Here is a 19,380-nt window from a genome sequence, read left to right on the forward strand (position 1 = left end):
TTAAGGTAAAAAGTGGGAAAAAGTGGGAGATTTTAGAAATTATTATATAAATTTGTCCCAAATGAACAGTTTCATTGGAACATATGAGTGTAAAATTGACGACAAAGGCCGCTTAAAAGTTCCTTCATCTTTAATCAAACAGATGGAAAACTTCGACGACAAGGCGTTTGTAGTCAAAAGATCTGTGTTCCAACCCTGTCTGGAAGTTTATCCCATGAACGCATGGAATAAAGTGATGGGCAAAATTAATAAACTGAACAGATTCATTAAAAAGAATGCTGATTTCATTAGAATGTTTACGGCAGGTGTAAAAATTGTGGAGCTGGATAACGCCGGAAGGTTACAGATTTCTAAAGACCTCACTGTTTTTGCTAATCTTCAGAAAGAGATTGTAATTACCAGTGCAGGAGAACTGTTTGAAGTCTGGGATAAGGACGATTACGAAAAGGTAATCTCCATCAGTGAAGACGATTTTGCGAATCTTGCCGAAGATGTAATGGGCACGTTCGAAGAAGAATAACTGCGTTATAAAAACGTAAAAAAACACAACTAAAACATGTATCATAACCCCGTTTTGCTGAAGCAGAGTGTTGATGATTTGGTGACGAATCCAGACGGAATATATGTGGACTGTACTTTTGGTGGCGGCGGCCATTCAAGAGAGATATTGGGCAGACTTTCGGATAAAGGAAAACTGTTCAGTTTCGATCAGGACTTAGATGCTCTTAAAAATACAATTGATGATACGAGATTTACACTCATCAATCAGAACTTCAGGTTTCTGGAAAACTCTTTATTAATTTACGGAGTTTCTCAGGTTGACGGAATTCTGGCGGATCTGGGTGTTTCTTCGCATCAGTTTGATGAAGCCGAAAGAGGATTCTCTACACGAAGCAACGCTCCGCTGGATATGAGAATGAACGTCATGCAGGGTCTTGATGCCAAAAGAGTGATTAACGATTACGATGAAGAGCAGCTTGCCGACATTTTTTATTATTATGGCGAACTGAGAGAAGCAAGAAAACTGGCAAGAGACATCGTTCATCACAGAAAAACAAAAAGCATCGATACAACAGAAGATCTGAAAAAACTCTTCAGTTATCTTCCGCCGCATAAAGTAAATAAATTTTATGCCCAGTTGTTTCAGGCAATACGCATTGAAGTAAACCAGGAACTGGAAGTTTTAAAAGAAATGCTCGTACAGGCATACAATGTTTTAAAACCCGAAGGAAGACTGGTGGTCATCTCTTACCATTCTCTGGAAGACAGACTGGTAAAAAGATTTTTGAAAAACGGAATGTTCGAGGGAGAACCCGAAAGAGACATTTACGGAAATTATAAAAAAGCATTCGAGCTGGTAAAGAGCAAAGCCATCATTCCCGATGATAAGGAAATAGAAGAAAACTCAAGAGCCAGAAGTGCTAAAATGAGAACAGGAATAAAAGTATAGTTTTTAGTTGATAGTTAATAGTTGTTAGTTTTAATTTTAATTTTAAAAACCAACAACCAGCAACCAACAACCGACAACAAAAAACAAATGGCAAAAAGAACAACAACAAATCGTCCTCAGAAGAGATTAACTTTTATAGACATTATAAAAGGAAATTTCCTGAATCGTGATGAGATTAAAATACATTACAAGTATTTTCTGCTGTTGTTTGTATTGATGATGGCAATGATTTACAGCAATCACCTCGTCAATAAAAAAATTAAAATTGTCAACGCACTCAAAGAAGAAACAGAAGAATATAAATCGCGAAACGCTTACGCACAAAGTAAGCTGATAAAAGTAAAAATGGAATCGGAACTGGGGAAAGAGGTTGCAAAGGATTCTTTAATGACCCTCGAAAACCATCCTCATAAATTGCTAATAAAACTGGACAGTACAGATGCAAAAGCAAAATGAATACGACAACAAACGTAAGAAAACGTTACGATGGGGCTACCTCTTTGCAGTGCTGGCTTTGTGCGTGTTTGTAATGTTCCTGGCGCGCATCGTTATTCTTCAGAATACGAACGTTCAGGAAATTAAAGACGATTACATCAACAAAAACTATCGTGAAGCCACCCTGAAAGCAGCAAGAGGAAATCTTTTTGCGTCAGACGGCTCTATTCTGGCAACAACCGTCATGCGTTATGACATCTATCTGGATTTCAAAACGATGAAAGACACCATTTACACCAACAACATTGGTGCTTTAACGGATTCTTTAAGCAAAATGTTCGGAAAGCCAAGAGCAGAATTCAGAAAGAAATTTGACGAGCAGAGAAAAAAGAAAAACCAATACTACACTTTAGTTAAAGGGCTTGATTTTGATCAATACGACAGAATCCGCAAATTTCCGATATTCAAAAGAGGCAAAAACAAAGGAGGTTTTATCGTAGACCGAAACTATAAAAGAGAACTGGCTACTTCAGAAATCGGAGCCGGAACCATCGGAATGGACGACGGCGTTCACACAGCAGGTCTTGAAGGCGCTTTCTCTAAATATTTAAGAGGAACAGACGGAAAAAGACTGGAGCAGAGAATCAATTCATCCCAATGGAAGCCAATTGATTATTGGAAAGTTCAGGAACCTGTTGACGGAGAAGATGTTTATACCACATTAGACCTTAGAATTCAGGATATTGCACACTCGGCTTTACAGAAGCAGCTCGTGAACTTCGAAGCAAAACACGGAACCGTGATTGTAATGGAAGTGGAAACCGGAAAAGTCCGCGCCATGGTAAATTTAAGAAGAACTGACGATGGCGATTATGTAGATTCTTACAATTATGCCCTGAAAGACAATATTGAACCGGGTTCTACCTTTAAAACCATTTCACTTTTGGCTGCAATGGATGATGGTTTCATCGATGAAAACACAACCGTAAATGTAGGAAACGGAATCTGGGTGTACGCAAAACAGAGAATTTCAGACGGTCACGGCGGCGGAACGTATGATATCAGTGATGTGTTGGCTAAATCCAGCAACGTAGGCTCTGCAAAATTAATTACGAAATATTATGCTGAAAAGCCTCAGATTTTCTTAGATCACTTAAGAAGATGGAAATTATTCGATAAAATGGATATTGAACTTCCGGGAATCACAAAACCAAAAATTTTAACTCCCGAAAGCAAAAGATGGAATGCCGCAACGCTCGCATCCATTGCCTACGGATATTCTACAAACATAAACCTGTTGCAGTTAGCCACTTTCTATAACGGAGTCGCAAACAACGGTAAAATGCTGAAGCCTTTATTTATTGATAAAATTATGAAGGACGGAAAAGTAATGTACACGGCAAAACCGGAAGTAATGGTTAACAAAATGGCATCCGAAAAAGCCATTAAAATGATGACCAATGCCTTAACAAAAGCCGTTGAAAAAGGAACAGCAAAAAGTATTTTCACACCCAATTTAAAAATGGCAGGAAAAACAGGAACCGCAAGGTTTGAATACTGGCTTCCAGGTCCTATGAAATACCGCTCGTCATTCGCAGGCTTCTATCCTGCTGATAATCCGAAATATACCTGTTACGTAATGATCAGCGAACCGAATACATCGAAAGGATTTTATGGAGCTACCGTTGCCGCACCGGTGTTTAAAGAAATTGCAGGAAAAACATTCCTGAAAACCCCGCAGAATATTGAAAGAGAAATGCTTGTCGACAAAAAGGTAAACCTGAACAAAATGGTGGAACCTAACGTAAAAGTCGCAGTAAGTAATAAACAGATGCCAAATGTAGTTGGATTGATCGGTAAAAATGTAATTCCACAGCTTGAAAACTTAGGCTACCGTGTAGATTTTAAGGGCGTGGGAAGAATTAAAGAGCAGTTCCCGACAGAAGGCACAACCATAAGCAGAAACCAGAGAATTTATCTGTCTCTGCAGAATTAAAAAAAAGAAAAGAACCCGAAGGGTTCAATTATGAATAACCGTAAGTGAAACTTATGGAACAAATAAAGAGAAATGCAGTTAAATGATTTATTAAAAAGAATTCCGGTATTAGAAATTCATGGTGACGACAGCCGTGAAGTTTCAGAATTGGTATTCGACAGCAGAAAGGTTACGGAAAACTCCTTGTATATTGCAATGAGAGGGACAGTTGTGGATGGACATTCATTTATTGCATCTTCAGTGGAAAAAGGAGCAACAGCAATTGTTTGCGAAGAATTTCCTGAAAACCTTAGTGAAAATGCTACTTATATTAAAGTAAAAGATTCATCTAAAATTTTAGGTCATTTAGCGTCCAATTTCTACGGTAATCCTTCAGAAAAACTAAAATTAATCGGAGTAACGGGAACTAACGGAAAAACCTCTGTTTCCACTCTGCTTTTTGATATTTTTAAAAATTTAGGATATGATTCTGCCCTTCTTTCTACCGTTGAAATAAGAATCGGGGAAAAGATCATTCCGGCAACACATACCACTCCTGATGTTATTACCATCAATAAAATTTTAGCTCAGGCGGTTGAAGAAGGGTGTGAATTCGCTTTTATGGAAGTAAGCTCCCACGGAATTGCCCAGAACAGAATCGAGGGACTTCACTTTAAAATTGCCGGATTTACCAATCTTACACACGATCATTTAGATTATCATAAAACGTTTGACGAATATCTGAAAACAAAAAAAAGATTTTTCGATCAACTGGAAGATTCTGCGGTTGCCATCACCAATGTGGATGATAAGAACGGGAATGTGATGCTTCAAAACACAAAAGCCACAAAAAGATCTTATGCTTTGAAGACAATGGCAGATTTTCACGGAAAATTACTGGAAGTTGATTTCAACGGAATGCTGCTGAATTTCAACGGAAAAGAATTCTGGACAACACTCACCGGAAAATTCAATGTCTACAACCTCTTATTGGTTTTCGGAATTGCTTCCGAGCTGGGCTTTGAATCAGACGAAATTTTACAGGCAATCAGCAAACTAAAAAGAGTGTCCGGAAGATTTGAAACCTTCAAATCCGATGGCGGAATTTTCTTTATCGTAGATTATGCACACACTCCGGATGCATTGGAAAACATTCTGGACAGCATTAATGATATCAGAACAAAAAACGAACGACTGATCACCGTTTTCGGATGCGGAGGCGACAGAGATCATTCAAAAAGACCTGAAATGGGAAATATTGCTACGAAAAAATCAACATTGGCAATCATCACTTCAGACAACCCGAGAACAGAAGATCCGGCAGCAATCATCAAAGAAATCGAAGCCGGTGTTGAACCTCAAAACTTCAGCAAGTACACTTCAATTCCGGACAGAAAAGAAGCCATCAAAATGGCGATAAAATTTGCAGAACCGAAAGATATCGTTCTCGTAGCCGGAAAAGGACACGAAACCTATCAGGAGATAAACGGCGTGAAACATCATTTTGACGACAAAGAAACCATTAATGAGCTGTGGAAATTAATGTCAAAATAAAAGATATTTAATTTAAATAAATGAAAACCTCTAAAATCATATTAATAATTTCCGCAGTTTTGGGATTAGGATTGTTAATAGTTTTTCTTTTAAATAATTATTCTAAAAAGAAAATTAAGATTTTAGATTGTGAACAAACTTATGAACTCAACAAGCCAAAGCTTGGTTATTTAGAGGTATCAGAATCAAATGCAAAAGTTGATGTAGCAATTTGCCTTTGTGAAAAATATCTTGAGAATAAAGATAAAAAATATAAAAAAGAAATTTTAAAGTTATATAATGAACCTTTTGGAGGGATTAGACTAATAATTGAAAGTCCTGAGAAAAATATTGATTCGTTATGCAAACACAGAAATAACGTTTTTACAAAAATGTATAATCTTTAAGAACTGAAATAAAAGAAATGCTATACTATCTATACGAATATTTAACCAACATGGGAATCCACGTTCCCGGATTGGGACTGTTGAAATACATCTCCTTCCGTGCAGGAATGGCGGTTCTGTTTTCTTTAACCATTGCTTTGGTGTATGGAAAAAGAATCATCAACTATCTGAGAGCAAAACAGATGGGAGAACTGGTGCGCGATCTTGGTCTGGACGGGCAGAAACAAAAAGAAGGAACTCCTACGATGGGAGGTCTTATCATTATCTTGGCAACGTTAATTCCTGTATTGCTATTTACCAGAATTACAAACGTTTATATTGTTCTTCTGATTGTTTCCGTAATATGGATGGGTGCAATAGGTTTTCTTGATGATTATTTAAAAAAGATCAAAAAGAATAAAGACGGTTTAAGCGGTAAATTCAAAATTGTTGGACAGGTCGGATTGGGCTTGATTGTTGGAGTTACCATGTATTTTCATCCCGATATTACCGTAAAAAGAAAATATGCAGATGCAAAAGTGGTAAACAGAAATAATGTAGAGCAAAACTTTATGCCTACCGAGAAAATAACCGTTTCCACCGTTCCGTTTGCTAAAAACAACGAGTTCGATTACAGTGGAATTCTGTTTTGGATGAACGATAAAGATGCCCACGAATGGGCTTGGATTGTTTTTATCCCAATTGTAATTTTCATCGTAACAGCCGTTTCAAACGGAGCCAATATTACCGACGGAATTGATGGTCTTGCCGCAGGAACCAGTACCGTTATTTTACTAACGCTCGGCTTGTTTGCCTATCTTTCAGGGAACATCATTTTTGCTGATTATCTGAATATTATGTTCCTTCCCAACATGGGAGAAACCACCATATTCGTGGTCGCAATGGTAGGAGCCGTAATCGGATTCTTCTGGTACAACACCTATCCGGCTCAGGTTTTCATGGGCGACACCGGAAGTCTGATGTTAGGCGGAGTTATTGCCGTTTTAGCGATTATTTTAAGAAAAGAACTCATGATTCCTGTACTTTGCGGAATTTTCCTGATCGAAAATATTTCCGTGATGCTTCAGGTTGTCGTTTTTAAATACAGAAAAAGAAAATTCGGGCTCGAATATGCCCAAAACAATAGACTATTCAGAATGTCCCCTTTACATCACCATTATCAGAAGGGAGGCTTTCATGAGAGTAAAATAGTGAACAGAATGATCATCATCGGAGTAATGTTGGCAATTGTATGTCTGATCACATTAAAAATGAGATAAATTTTGTAAAAAGTAAAAAGTATTGATGTAAAAAGACACCAGATACATTGTACGTTTTACATTTTACATTTTACAAAAGAATAAATATGAAAATAGTTGTTTTAGGAGGAGGAGAAAGTGGTTGCGGAGCTGCCTATCTGGCAAAAAAGAAAGGAATGGAAGTTTTTCTTTCCGATAAAGGTGCCATCAAGGATAACTACAGACAGTTTCTGAACGAGAATGGAATTGAATTCGAAGAAGGAAGCCACGATGAAGAAAGAATTTTAAACGCCGACTGGATTGTAAAAAGTCCGGGAATTCCGAAAAAGGCAGAAATGATTCAGAAAATTAATGAGAAAGGAATAAGGCTTTCTTCTGAAATTGAATTTGCTTCGGAATTTACAGATGCGAAAATCATCGCCATCACAGGAAGCAACGGAAAAACAACAACAACGTCTCTCATCTACTACATCCTGAAAAACGACGGATTAAACGTAGGTTTAGGCGGAAATATCGGGTACAGCTTCGCAAAGCAGGTTGCCGATGAAAACCATGAATATTATGTTCTGGAAGTAAGCTCTTTCCAGTTGGACGATATTCAGAATTTCAGACCGTATATTTCTTTATTGTTGAATTTGTCACAGGATCATCTGGATCAGTACAATTATAACTATGAAGAATATGCTCTGGCTAAATTCAGAATAACGGAAAATCAGGAAAATGACAACTTTTTCATCTACAATAAAGATGATGAAATGAGCAAAAATATTCTTGAAAAATTAGAAATTAAGGCGAAAATGATTCCTTTCTCCACCAAGGAAAAACTGGAAGAAGGAGGTTTCATTAACGACGAAACCATTGAGGTAAAACTGAAGGATACTTTTTCAATGAAACTTGATGAATTATCTCTTCTGGGAACTCACAATGTTGCCAACAGCTTAGCCGCTTCAATTGCCGGTAAAATATTGGAAATCAATAATGAAAGCATAAGAAATTCATTAATGACTTTTCAGGCGGTTGAACACAGACTGGAGCTTGTAACTGAAATTGAGGGTGTAAAATACATCAACGACAGCAAGGCGACCAATGTTAATGCAACCTATTACGCTTTAGAAAGCATGAAAACTCCTACCGTTTGGATCGTTGGAGGTTTAGATAAAGGTAATGACTATACTGAAATTGAAGAATTAGTCAAAAGAAAAGTAAAAGCAATCGTCTGCTTAGGAATTGATAATGAAAAGATTATCAACTTCTTTAAAGACAAAAAAGAATTTATTTACGACACGTCGAGCATGGAAAAAGCAGTGGAGATCTCAAAATCTCTCGCTGAAAAAGGAGATACGGTTTTACTGTCTCCGTGCTGTGCAAGTTTTGATTTATTCAAAAACTATGAAGACAGGGGTCATCAGTTTAAAGAGCAGGTATTAAAAGCCAATGGCAATTAGCCAAAAGCCAACAGCATTATATATGAACGAACAAGACACAGAAAACAGATTTGAATTCCTGAAGGGCGATAAAGTACTTTGGATGGTCATTCTTGTGATCTCCATTTTCTCTATTTTCCCGGTTTATTCTGCAAGTTCAAATCTGGAATATATCGTCAACAACGGGACCACAACCGGTCACGTTATCAAACATATGTTCTTCGTAGTCTTAGGTTTGGGAATCATGAGAGTAGTCGGAATGGTAAAATACGAATACATCGGAAAACTCAGCAGCATCATGCTTGGTTTAATGGTTATTTTACTGATTGTCACCATGTTCACGGGACAAACCATTGACGGAGCCAGTGCTTCACGATGGCTGAAAATTCCCGGAACACCAATTTCATTCCAGCCGTCTTCCTTTGCTTTTTTAATGTTGATTATTTATCTGTGCAGATATTTAACCAAAAAAATAACGCGGGAACGGCTTCCGATTGAGAACATCATGTACATCTTCGGTCCGATTCTGCTGGTTTTTGTTTTGGTAGCAAAAGACAATGGTTCAACGGCGTTGATGATTTTAATGGTTTCAGTGATTGTGCTCGTCATCGGACAGTTACACTGGAAATACATTGCAGGATTTATCTCTGCATCATTCATTGCAATTGTTCTGTTTTTACTGGTGGCTTTAAACACCAACTTAATCGGAGGAAACCGTGTTCACACATGGATGAGCCGTATTGAAACCTTTACATCCAGCAAAGCAAAAACTGCAGACGTAGATGACGAAAGTGTAAAAGCAAAAAATTATCAGGTGATGATGGCAAAAGCAGCCATCGTACACGGCGGAGTTACAGGAATGGGACCCGGCAAAAGTGCTTTAAAACAAATGCTTCCGCAGTCTGCCTCCGACTTTATTTTCGCCGTGATTGTAGAAGAATACGGAGTGATCGGAGCTGTTTTTCTGGTAAGTTTATACTTAATTATGATTATCCGTATCGTCATGATAGCCAGCAAGATGCCTGCTTTTTTCGGCTCTTTGCTCGTTCTCAGCCTCGGAGTAATGATTTTTATACAACTATCTGTAAATATTGCAGTTGCCGTCAATTTAATCCCTGTTACAGGGCAACCGCTGCCTTTAATAAGTTACGGAGGAACCTCAATGTTGGTAACATATTTGCAGTTGGGAATTATTTTAAACATAAGCTCCAGAATTCAGATTTACGATGAAGAAGGAATGGGCAAAAAACAAAGCATAGCAGAGATTAACGACATTGCTTAAGATAAAAAAAGAATATAAAAAGATTTAAACAGAAATGAATAGTCAATCAGCAGATAGCCAAAAATCAAAATCCATCCGCGTTTTATTATCGGGAGGAGGAACAGGAGGACACATCTTTCCTGCTATTGCTATTGCGGATGAAATCAGAAAAAGATTTCCCGATGCTGAATTTTTGTTCATAGGAGCCAACGGAAAAATGGAAATGGAAAAAGTTCCGCAGGCGGGTTATAAAATCGAAGGAATTGATATTGCCGGAATCAACAGAGGAAATCTTCTGTCGAATCTAGGATTGCCTTTTAAAATTTTAAAAAGTTTATCCAAATCGAAGAAGATTATTAAAAGTTTTGCACCGGATTTCGCAGTGGGAACAGGAGGTTTTGCAAGCGGACCGGCTTTGTATGAAGCCAGCAAACTCGGAATTCCTATTTTTATTCAGGAGCAGAATGCTCATGCAGGAGTTACGAATAAAATTTTAAGTAAAAAAGCAAAAGCCGTGTTCACCGCTTATCCTAAAGTGGAAGGATTTCCGGCTGAAAAAATAAAATTTCTGGGGAACCCGATTCGGGAGAATATCATTTCGGGAATGCAGGAAACCACTCAGGCAAAAGAAAAAATGGGCTTGGATAAAGATAAACTGACAATTTTATCTGTCGGAGGATCTTTAGGTTCAAGAACATTAAATAACGGATGGAAAGACAATCTGGAAAACCTTAAAGAAAAAGGATACCAGTTGATCTGGCAAACCGGAAAATTGGATTATAAGGAAATTGTTGATAGTTGTCAGTTGACAGTTGATGGAAAGACAAACGACCAGCAACTATCAACCAACAACCAAATACAAATTAAGGAATTCATCAAAGATATGGAAACAGCCTATTCTGCAGCAGATGTCATTGTTTCCAGAGCAGGAGCAATTGCCATTTCAGAGTTGGCGGTTGCGCAGAAGCCGGTGTTATTGGTTCCCTTCCCTTTTGCGGCGGAAGACCATCAAACCAAAAACGCGATGAATCTGGTTGAAAAAAATGCAGCCCGAATGGTAAAAGACTCTGAGATGAAGGAAAAATTCTGGAATACCCTTTCAGAAATATGCGAAAATGAAAAAGTAAGAAAAGAAATGTCTGAAAATCTGAAATATTTTGCCAAACCAAATGCGGCAAAAGAGATTGTAGACGAGATTTTTAAAGTGATGAAGTAAATAGAAAATTTCGACAAGCTCAACCTGACAAAACATAGACAGTTAGTATTAGAAATGTCACCCTGAGCTTGTCGAAGGGCTAAAAAAACCAACACAAATGAATGAAAATATATTATGTATACATTGTAAAATGTTCGGATAATTCTTATTATACAGGTTTTACCAATGATTTGGAAAAAAGAATTAATGAACATAATGACGGATTAAATTCTGAAAGCTATACATATACAAGAAAACCTGTAGAACTTGTTTTCTATTATGAATTTAATGATGTTAATCAGGCAATAGGATTTGAAAAACAAATTAAAGGTTGTAGTAGAAAGAAAAAGGAAGCAATAATAAATGATAATTGGGAATTGTTGCCTGAATTATCAAAAAATAGAATGAAAGATTAAATAGGCTTCGACAGGCTCAGCCTGACACCGTTAAAAAATTAACGAATAGTTGAAGTCTAATAGTATAAAATAGGATTAGCGATGTAGCTTTGAGTATATCGAGCCATTAAAGATTAAAATAAATAAATGAACAATTTAGAAACATATCAAAATTTTTACTTCGTTGGAATCGGAGGAATCGGGATGAGTGCTTTGGCGCGTTATTTCCATGCTTCGGGCAAGAAAGTTTCAGGCTACGATAAAACCAACACCAAACTTACTCAGACTTTAATGAGCGAGGGAATTGATATTGTTTTTGAAGATGTTATTGATGAAAAAATCTCTTCGCTTCAGAAAGAACATACATTAGTTATTTACACTCCGGCGATTAAGAAACTGGACATTTTAGATTATTTTAATAACAATCAGTTTGAAGTATTAAAACGTGCAAAAGTTTTAGGGTTAATCACAGAAAACACAGATTGCATTGCTGTTGCCGGAACTCACGGAAAGACAACCACTTCCACTCTGGTTTCACACTTATGCAAAGAAGCAGATTTGCCTTTTTCATGTTTTCTGGGAGGAATTTCTGAGAATTTTAAGTCAAATTTCCTCTACAACGGCTCGCAATATTCCGTTGTGGAAGCAGATGAATACGACAGAAGCTTCTTAAACCTTTCTCCGGATTGGGCAGTTATTACTTCCACCGATGCGGATCATCTGGATATTTATGGAGATAAAAATACCATTGAAGAAGGGTTCAGACAATTTGCGGCTCTGGTTCCCGAAGACCAACAGCTTTTTGTAAGAAAAGGAATTGAAATCGGAAGACCTCATCAAACCTATGCTGTAAACGAAGTGGCTGATTATTACTCAGATAACCTGAGAATGGAGCATGATAAAATTTATTTTGATTTCCATACGCCCAACGACACGGTAAAAGATTTTGTATGGGAAATTCCGGGAATTCACAACGTAGAAAATGCTACGGTTGCTTTGGCAATTTTAAACAGTTTAGGAGTCGATTTCAAAACTTTAAAGAAAGCAATTGCCAATTTCAAAGGAATTAAAAGAAGATATACAAAACATATTTACGAAAACGGTAAAATCTACATCGATGATTATGCCCATCATCCGACAGAAATTAATGCCGTAATGGGTTCAATCCGCACGTTTTACCCTGAAAAGAAGTTACTGGTGGTTTTCCAGCCCCATCTTTTCAGCAGAACAAGAGATTTTGCAGACGGATTCGCAGAAAGTCTAAGCAAATCTGATGAACTGATTTTGCTTGATATTTATCCTGCAAGAGAACTTCAGGAAAATTTTGAAGGAATTACTTCCGATTGGTTGCTGGAAAAAGTTAATTTAGATAAAAAAGAAGTTATAACATTAGGCGAAGCTTTCAGTAAAATAAAAGAAAAAGATTTTGACATCCTTCTTACAGTAGGGGCAGGAAATATAGACACACTGTATGATCCTGTTTGTGAGTGGATAGAGAAAATTTAATTATTAAATATAACGCAACGGACACAAAGAATTTTTTGAAAACACGGAAATTTGTTCGCAAAGGCGTTTCACTCAGCAAATGATAGCTGAAAATATCATTTCAGAGTAAATAAAAACACACAATGACAGAAAATGAAATTTCAAACATTGTTTTTGATGCAGGGATGAAAGTGCACCGAAAACTGGGAATCGGACTTTATGAAAATGTTTATGAGCAATGTTTAATTCACAAGTTAAAAGATAGCGGATTGAACATTGAAAGTCAAAAAGATATTAGTGTCAATTATGAAGGTTTAATTATTGAGAAAGCATTCAGAGTTGACTTATTAATTGAAAATAAAGTAATTATAGAAATAAAAGCAGTTCCGGAAATTAATAAATATCATTTTTTCCAAATTCTTAATTATTTAAGAATTACAGAAATGAAATTAGGGATGATTTTAAATTTTCATTCTACCTTATTTAAAGATGGAGTAAAAAGAGCAGTAAACAAATTATAAAAAATATTTTCAGCTATCATTTGCTGAGTGAAACGCCTTTGCGAACATGAAAATAAAAAGCAAGAATTTAAAGAAAAACCTTGCGCCCGTAGTGTTAAAAAAGCTAAAAAACAAAAATGAAAAATAAATACAGAATATTAAAAATTGCCATCACAGTAATCATCCTTGGATTTCTGTTGAGTTTCTCTTTGAAGAAATTCAGCGGACAGAAGATTACGGACAATAAAATTTCTGTGAAAATGAATGAAAAAACACCGGTTTACTTCATTGATGAAAAAGATATTCGGGAAATTGTAAAAAAAGAAAACCCTTCTGGAAAAGTCGGGGATCTTAATATTCCCGTGCTGGAAAAAAAGATCAACAATCTTCCGGCGGTAGACAGCGCAAATGTTTATTTAAACCTGAACGGAAAACTGAATTTAGATATCAAACAGAGGGTTCCCGTTTTCAGATTAAATAAAGAAGGCAGAGATTTTTATGTAGATGAAAAAGGTATAGAATTTCCGATCTCTAAAACTTATTCTCATCCTTGTATGTTGGTGACAGGAAATGTAAAAAAAGAAGAATATGAAAAGCTTGCCGAGTTAGTTGAAAAGATCGACAAGGACGATTTCAGCAAAAAATATTTTATCGGAATATCCAAAGACCGAAACGGCGACTATAATCTTCTTACCAGTGAAGGAAATTACAAAGTCGAGATCGGGGATTTAGATAATATCGATTTTAAAGTAAAAGGATTTAAAGCCTTTGTAGAAAAATATCTTGTGTATCAGGATCCGGAAAAATACAGCATGGTTTCTATTAAATATCAGAACCAGATTGTAACCACCTTAAATCCTAATTACAAAGAAAACGACAGTATTTTAAAAGCAGCCAATATAGAACTGGCAAAAGCTCCGGTTGCCGTTGCCAAAAGTGTGGAACCAAAGCCTAAAGCCGAAGTTAAAAAAGAAATTAAGAAAACGGGGAATCCTTCAAAACCGAAGGTAACCCAAGCAAAAAAAACTGAGAAACCTACGGCGTCAAAACCGAAAACTAAAGCAAAAGTTAAGATAGAATAAAAATAAAAAAACATCAATATCCATAGGCGAAAACCTATGATCCTTATTAAAACAGGAACTGAAAAACGAAAAAATCAAATCGGTATAAAAATGGAAAATCAAGAGTATTCAGTAGGTCTGGACATCGGGACAACAAAGATTGTTGCGATTGTCGGAAGGAGGAATGCACACGGGAAAATAGAAGTTCTCGGTGTAGGAAAGGCGAAAAGTCTTGGTGTTCACAAAGGTATTGTGAATAATATTTCGCAGACCATTAATTCAATCAAAGCTGCTGTGTCTGAAGCACAGTCCAGCGCAGGAGTTCCTATCCGTAAAGTAACGGTAGGAATCGCAGGGAAACACATCCGTTCTCTGCAGCACTCCGATTATATTATGCGTGAACATCCGGATAAATTCATCACAGACGACGACATTGAAGCATTAAAAGATCAGGTAAAAAAACTGGTCATGCTTCCTGGAGAAGAAATCATTCACGTTTTGCCGCAGGAATACAAAGTAGATTCCGAAGGTGAAATTCAGGAACCGGTCGGGATGCACGGTAAGCGTTTAGAGGCTAACTTCCATGTAGTTGTAGGACAGATGGGAAGCATTCGCAATATCGCGAGATGCGTGAGAGAAGCAGGGCTTGAAATGGAAGCTCTTACCCTTGAACCTTTGGCATCCTCTGAAGCGGTTCTTACAAAAGAAGAAAAAGAGGCAGGAGTTGCCATTGTAGATATCGGAGGCGGCACTACAGATATTGCCATCTTTAAAGATAATATCATCCGTCACACCTGTGTTATCCCTTACGGAGGAGGAATTATTACGGAAGACATCAAGGAAGGCTGTTCCATCATCGAGAAACATGCAGAACAACTGAAAGTAAAGTTCGGTTCTGCGGTTCCTGAGCTTGAAAAAGACAGCACGTACGTTACCATTCCCGGGCTTCACGGAAGACCGGATAAAGAAATTTCCCTGAAAACTTTAGCACAGATCATCAATGCTCGAGTAGAGGAAATTCTGGAGATGGTAAATACAGAATTAAAGGCTTACGGAGCTTTTGAACAAAAGAAAAAACTGATTGCAGGAATCGTATTAACAGGTGGTGGATCCAACCTGAAACACCTTCGTCAGCTTGCCAATTATACAACAGGATTCGACAGCAGAATCGGATTTGCAAATGAGTATGTGGCGAATGATAAAAATCAGTATCTTAAAGGTCCCGAATTTGCGACTTCCATTGGTTTATTAATGGAAAGTTTAAAAATCAGGGATAAAAAGCTGAATACGGTGGAAGACACTCCTGTTTTGGAAAAAGAGCAGCCGGAAAATGCTGCTGCACAAGCTGCGATTGAAACTTCACAACCCGCTCCGCAGGAAGTTGCGCCGATACAGGAACAACAGCCTAGAGAAGAACAGCATGAGAATAAAAAGGCGGCGAAACTCACTTTCGGGCAGTCGCTGATGGAAAAAGTAAAAAAATTCTTTGAAGAAGTAGAATAAAATATAAATGATAAAAGATCAGTGATAATTGATGATTTATTTTTAATTAAAACAAAATCATTATTCATTTATCGCTTATCAATTATAATTATTAAAAGAAACTAATTATGGAAAACATAGGTACACAAGGATTTTCATTTGATTTGCCAAAAGGAAATTCATCAATCATAAAAGTAATCGGTGTTGGAGGCGGTGGAAATAATGCGCTGAAACATATGTACGAAAAAGGTATTCACGGAGTGGATTTCGTGATTTGCAATACAGATGCCCAGACTTTAGATAATAACCCGGTTGCCAACAAAGTACAGTTGGGAACTACCATTACGGAAGGTCTTGGCGCAGGAGCCGATCCTGAAGTGGGAGAAAAATCTGCGATCGAAAGCATCGAAGATATTAAAGCTGCAATGGGACAGAATACCAAAATGGTTTTCATCACTGCCGGAATGGGTGGCGGTACAGGAACCGGAGCTGCTCCCGTTATTGCTAAAGTAGCCAAAGATATGGGAATCTTAACGGTAGGAATCGTTACCGTCCCTTTCAGTTTTGAAGGGAAAAGAAGACTGGAACAGGCTGAAAACGGTCTGGATAAATTAAGAAATAACGTTGACTCATTAATTGTCATCAACAATGATAAATTAAGACAGCAATTCGGAAACCTTGGATTCAAGCAGGGATTCTCGAAAGCCGATGAAGTTTTAACAAACGCGGCAAAAGGAATGGCGGAAGTTATTACGGGTTACTTTGATGTAAACATTGACTTTAGAGATGCTAAATCTGTGCTTCAGAATTCAGGAACGGCATTGATGTCTACAGGAATTGCTTCCGGTGAAAATAAAGCCGAAGAAGCGGTTAAAAAAGCGCTTGATTCTCCACTATTGAATGACAACAAAATTACAGGTGCGAAAAACGTCCTGTTATTGATTCGAAGTGGCGTGGAAGAAGTGACCATGGACGAGATCGGAGTGATCATGGATCATATCCAGAAAGAAGCAGGAAACACGGCGGATATTATTTTCGGGGTTGGAGCAGACGAAGAACTGGGAGATTCTGTAAGCGTTCTTGTGATTGCGACAGGTTTTTCTAACGATAACAAAAAATTTGCAGGACCAACAGAGAAAATTAAAATTAGCCTGAACGACAGCTTTGATACCCCAAAAGAATCTCCTTTTAAAACAAGAGAGGAAAGACATTCTCATGCGGAGCAGGATTATGATTTCGGAGGTAAAAACCTTTTCAGATTGGACGACGAAGACCACGACCATCCACAGTTCGGGGTTACGTCTACTGAAAAAAAAATGACTATTGGCAACGAAGAGACTAAAACTGAAATAAAATTCTTTGATAAAGAGGAAGATACGGTTAATAACACTCAGGACTGGAGAAACGAAGACAATGAGGAAGAATCTTTCAGCTTGTTCACATTAGACGAAGAAGCAGAAGATCCGAATGATCTGGAAATAGAATCTTTTAAATTTGATTTTGATCATAAAAAAGAAGAAACACAGTCTAATACTGCTTTCAATAACACATTTTCTGAGGAAAAACCTGTTGAATTCAGCTTCTTCGTGAATGAGCCCGTAAAGAATGAGCCTAAATCTGATTTCGGACAGCCAAAAGCAGAATTAGCAACTTCCAATGAAGTGAATCAGCTTACGGAAGAGCCGTTTCAGAAAGTGGAACATTTCTTTCAGCATCTGAAAGAAGAACCTGTTGTTGAAAATAAGACAGAAACCGAAGTCCCGAAACCGGCAGAAGAAGAATTCACGTTCGTGAATAAAACCGTGGATCAGGAAAGAGTAATGGAAAGAAGAAACAAACTGAAGGAGTTTAACTCCCGTTACCAGAGTTTCGACAGCTCCAGCGAGTTTGAATCTGTTCCTGCATTCAAAAGAAAGAATATTTCAATTGAAGGTACCAATGCATCCGACCAGAACATCAATACTTACTTGTCTGATAACAACGGAAATATGCAGATCAGAGAAAACAGATTTTTAAATAAAGATGTAGACTAAAATTTAATTTGAAAATGTGGCAATTTGATAATTTGAAAATTATACATTCTCAATTCTAAAATAATTACATTTTCAAATTGTCTCATTTTTCAAATTATCAAATTAAAAACCATGAGTTTAGAAAATACAATAAACGAAGCTATAAAAACAGCAATGAGAGCCAAAGACAAAGTGGCGTTGGATTCTCTTCGTGCTGTAAAATCTCAGATATTACTGCTTAAAACGGAAGCAAGAGGAGCAGAAGTTAGTGCAGAACAGGAAATTGCTATTCTTCAGAGAATGGTAAAACAGCGTAAAGATTCTGCCGAACAGTTTACTGCGCAGGGAAGAAATGATCTTGCCGAAGTGGAGGAAGCTCAGATGAAAGTGATTGAGCAGTTTTTGCCAAAACAGCTTTCAGCAGAAGAACTGGAAGCAGAAATGAAAAACATTATCGCAGAAACAGGCGCTGAATCTATGAAAGATTTAGGAAAGGTAATGGGAATTGCTTCAAAATCTTTAGCCGGAAAATCGGACGGAAAAAGCATTTCCGAGATGGCGAAAAAGCTGCTTTCATAATTGTTGATCGTGAGTAATTTTAGTTGATTTGTACTTCTATCCATCAACTAACAACCAAAACATCAGCTATTTTATAAGGATATTCAACCTTTGCATATCGATTTGATTAAAGAAGCCCGGAAGTTTTCAGTTCCGGGCTTCATTTATTCTTTTCTGAGTGACATCAATTTCTGCTTAGATAAAAGCAAAAACTGAAAGAAATTTAAGTGAGAGGGATCAGTGTAAATATTTTTTCATGGTCAACTGTTTTCAGAATCATTTCAAATTTAGTAATTATTTTTGATAATTAACATATTTAATTTAAAATTTTACAATTATTATTAAACTATTAACATTTAATTCATTTTGTTTTCTAAAACAACCGATAGTTTTTATATATTGATGAAACGTAAAGAATTGCTTAAATTTGTACTTTACAAAAAACAAAAATATGTATCCACAAGATTTAGTAATGCCGATGAAGGCTGAACTTACAGATAAAGGTTTCGAAGACTTGACAACTCCGGCTCAGGTAGAAGAAGCATTAAAACAATCAGGAACTACCCTTTTGGTGATTAACTCTGTATGCGGATGTGCTGCAGGAGCTGCAAGACCGGGAGTTGTGTATTCTTTAACAGGAGACAAAAAGCCTGATCATTTAACTACTGTTTTCGCAGGTTTCGATACAGAAGCTGTTGTTGAAGCGAGAAAACATTTAGCACCGTTCCCTCCGAGCTCGCCTTGCGTAGCATTGTTTAAAGACGGAGAACTGGTTCATATGCTGGAAAGACACCACATTGAAGGAAATCCTGCAGGAGCAATTGCTGCAAACCTTCAGGCTGCTTACGACGAGTATTGCTAGTAAACGAGCATTTCTGATATAAACCGTTACAATTTGGAGGTCACTGAAAAACTAAATTTTTATTAACCAATAAAAAAGGAGTGTAAAACGTATAGTTTTACGCTCCT

The 19,380-nt window shown here is 37.1% G+C and carries 18 protein-coding genes; all 18 read left to right on the top strand.

The genetic code is table 11. The annotated features are described in order from the left end of the window. The first annotated feature begins 61 nt into the window (after window positions 1-61). The 18 genes from mraZ (at window position 62) to H6W52_RS17235 (ending at window position 19,273) form a co-directional block, all read left to right on the top strand. Complete coding sequence (gene mraZ / locus H6W52_RS17150; RefSeq protein WP_116099098.1) at window positions 62-520, top strand: division/cell wall cluster transcriptional repressor MraZ; 459 nt, start codon at window positions 62-64, stop codon at window positions 518-520. 36 nt (window positions 521-556) lie between these two features. Beyond that, window positions 557-1,450, top strand: a complete 894-nt coding sequence (gene rsmH / locus H6W52_RS17155) for a 16S rRNA (cytosine(1402)-N(4))-methyltransferase RsmH (protein ID WP_116099097.1) — start codon at window positions 557-559, stop codon at window positions 1,448-1,450. An 87-nt stretch (window positions 1,451-1,537) separates the two neighbouring features. Then, on the top strand, window positions 1,538-1,906 hold the full coding sequence (locus tag H6W52_RS17160) for an FtsL-like putative cell division protein (RefSeq protein WP_116099116.1): 369 nt from the start codon (window positions 1,538-1,540) through the stop codon (window positions 1,904-1,906). Beyond that, window positions 1,890-3,881 carry a penicillin-binding transpeptidase domain-containing protein gene (locus H6W52_RS17165; protein WP_116099096.1) on the top strand — a complete coding sequence of 664 codons (1,992 nt, stop codon included), beginning with the start codon at window positions 1,890-1,892 and terminating at the stop codon, window positions 3,879-3,881. The genes H6W52_RS17160 and H6W52_RS17165 overlap by 17 nt, the downstream gene beginning before the upstream one ends. Window positions 3,882-3,953: 72 nt before the next feature. Next, window positions 3,954-5,414: a UDP-N-acetylmuramoyl-L-alanyl-D-glutamate--2,6-diaminopimelate ligase gene (locus H6W52_RS17170; protein ID WP_116099095.1), complete on the top strand. Its 1,461-nt coding sequence runs from the start codon at window positions 3,954-3,956 to the stop codon at window positions 5,412-5,414. Window positions 5,415-5,434: 20 nt separating this feature from the next. Beyond that, entirely contained in the window at window positions 5,435-5,800 is a 366-nt protein-coding gene (locus H6W52_RS17175; RefSeq protein ID WP_116099094.1) for a hypothetical protein, read from the top strand. Between the two features lie 17 nt (window positions 5,801-5,817). Then, window positions 5,818-7,059 carry a phospho-N-acetylmuramoyl-pentapeptide-transferase gene (gene mraY, locus H6W52_RS17180; RefSeq protein WP_116099093.1) on the top strand — a complete coding sequence of 414 codons (1,242 nt, stop codon included), beginning with the start codon at window positions 5,818-5,820 and terminating at the stop codon, window positions 7,057-7,059. Window positions 7,060-7,145: 86 nt separating this feature from the next. Beyond that, window positions 7,146-8,483 carry a UDP-N-acetylmuramoyl-L-alanine--D-glutamate ligase gene (gene murD, locus H6W52_RS17185; RefSeq protein WP_116099092.1) on the top strand — a complete coding sequence of 446 codons (1,338 nt, stop codon included), beginning with the start codon at window positions 7,146-7,148 and terminating at the stop codon, window positions 8,481-8,483. 22 nt (window positions 8,484-8,505) lie between these two features. Then, window positions 8,506-9,744, top strand: coding sequence for an FtsW/RodA/SpoVE family cell cycle protein (locus H6W52_RS17190; protein ID WP_076391176.1), 1,239 nt, complete (start codon window positions 8,506-8,508; stop codon window positions 9,742-9,744). A gap of 34 nt (window positions 9,745-9,778) precedes the next feature. Beyond that, a complete protein-coding gene (gene murG / locus H6W52_RS17195; RefSeq protein ID WP_116099091.1) occupies window positions 9,779-10,939 on the top strand; it encodes an undecaprenyldiphospho-muramoylpentapeptide beta-N-acetylglucosaminyltransferase in 1,161 nt (386 codons plus the stop codon). A 101-nt stretch (window positions 10,940-11,040) separates the two neighbouring features. Further along, window positions 11,041-11,334, top strand: a complete 294-nt coding sequence (locus H6W52_RS17200; RefSeq protein WP_116099090.1) for a GIY-YIG nuclease family protein — start codon at window positions 11,041-11,043, stop codon at window positions 11,332-11,334. 126 nt (window positions 11,335-11,460) lie between these two features. Continuing rightward, complete coding sequence (murC, locus tag H6W52_RS17205) at window positions 11,461-12,819, top strand: UDP-N-acetylmuramate--L-alanine ligase (RefSeq protein WP_116099089.1); 1,359 nt, start codon at window positions 11,461-11,463, stop codon at window positions 12,817-12,819. A gap of 122 nt (window positions 12,820-12,941) precedes the next feature. Continuing rightward, on the top strand, window positions 12,942-13,319 hold the full coding sequence (locus H6W52_RS17210) for a GxxExxY protein (RefSeq protein ID WP_116099088.1): 378 nt from the start codon (window positions 12,942-12,944) through the stop codon (window positions 13,317-13,319). A 116-nt stretch (window positions 13,320-13,435) separates the two neighbouring features. Continuing rightward, complete coding sequence (locus H6W52_RS17215) at window positions 13,436-14,380, top strand: cell division protein FtsQ/DivIB (protein ID WP_116099087.1); 945 nt, start codon at window positions 13,436-13,438, stop codon at window positions 14,378-14,380. A 90-nt stretch (window positions 14,381-14,470) separates the two neighbouring features. After that, window positions 14,471-15,862 (top strand): cell division protein FtsA, encoded by a 1,392-nt coding sequence (ftsA, locus tag H6W52_RS17220; protein ID WP_087707063.1) that lies wholly within the window; start codon window positions 14,471-14,473, stop codon window positions 15,860-15,862. Between the two features lie 107 nt (window positions 15,863-15,969). Beyond that, on the top strand, window positions 15,970-17,874 hold the full coding sequence (ftsZ, locus tag H6W52_RS17225; protein WP_116099086.1) for a cell division protein FtsZ: 1,905 nt from the start codon (window positions 15,970-15,972) through the stop codon (window positions 17,872-17,874). Window positions 17,875-17,985: 111 nt separating this feature from the next. Next, window positions 17,986-18,432 (top strand): GatB/YqeY domain-containing protein, encoded by a 447-nt coding sequence (locus H6W52_RS17230; RefSeq protein ID WP_076391162.1) that lies wholly within the window; start codon window positions 17,986-17,988, stop codon window positions 18,430-18,432. Window positions 18,433-18,862: 430 nt separating this feature from the next. Next, window positions 18,863-19,273: a BrxA/BrxB family bacilliredoxin gene (locus H6W52_RS17235; protein ID WP_076391160.1), complete on the top strand. Its 411-nt coding sequence runs from the start codon at window positions 18,863-18,865 to the stop codon at window positions 19,271-19,273. Window positions 19,274-19,380: the final 107 nt, after the last annotated feature.

It is taken from the genome of Chryseobacterium sp. C2(2020), from assembly GCF_014218915.1.
Lineage (GTDB): Bacteria > Bacteroidota > Bacteroidia > Flavobacteriales > Weeksellaceae > Chryseobacterium > Chryseobacterium mucoviscidosis.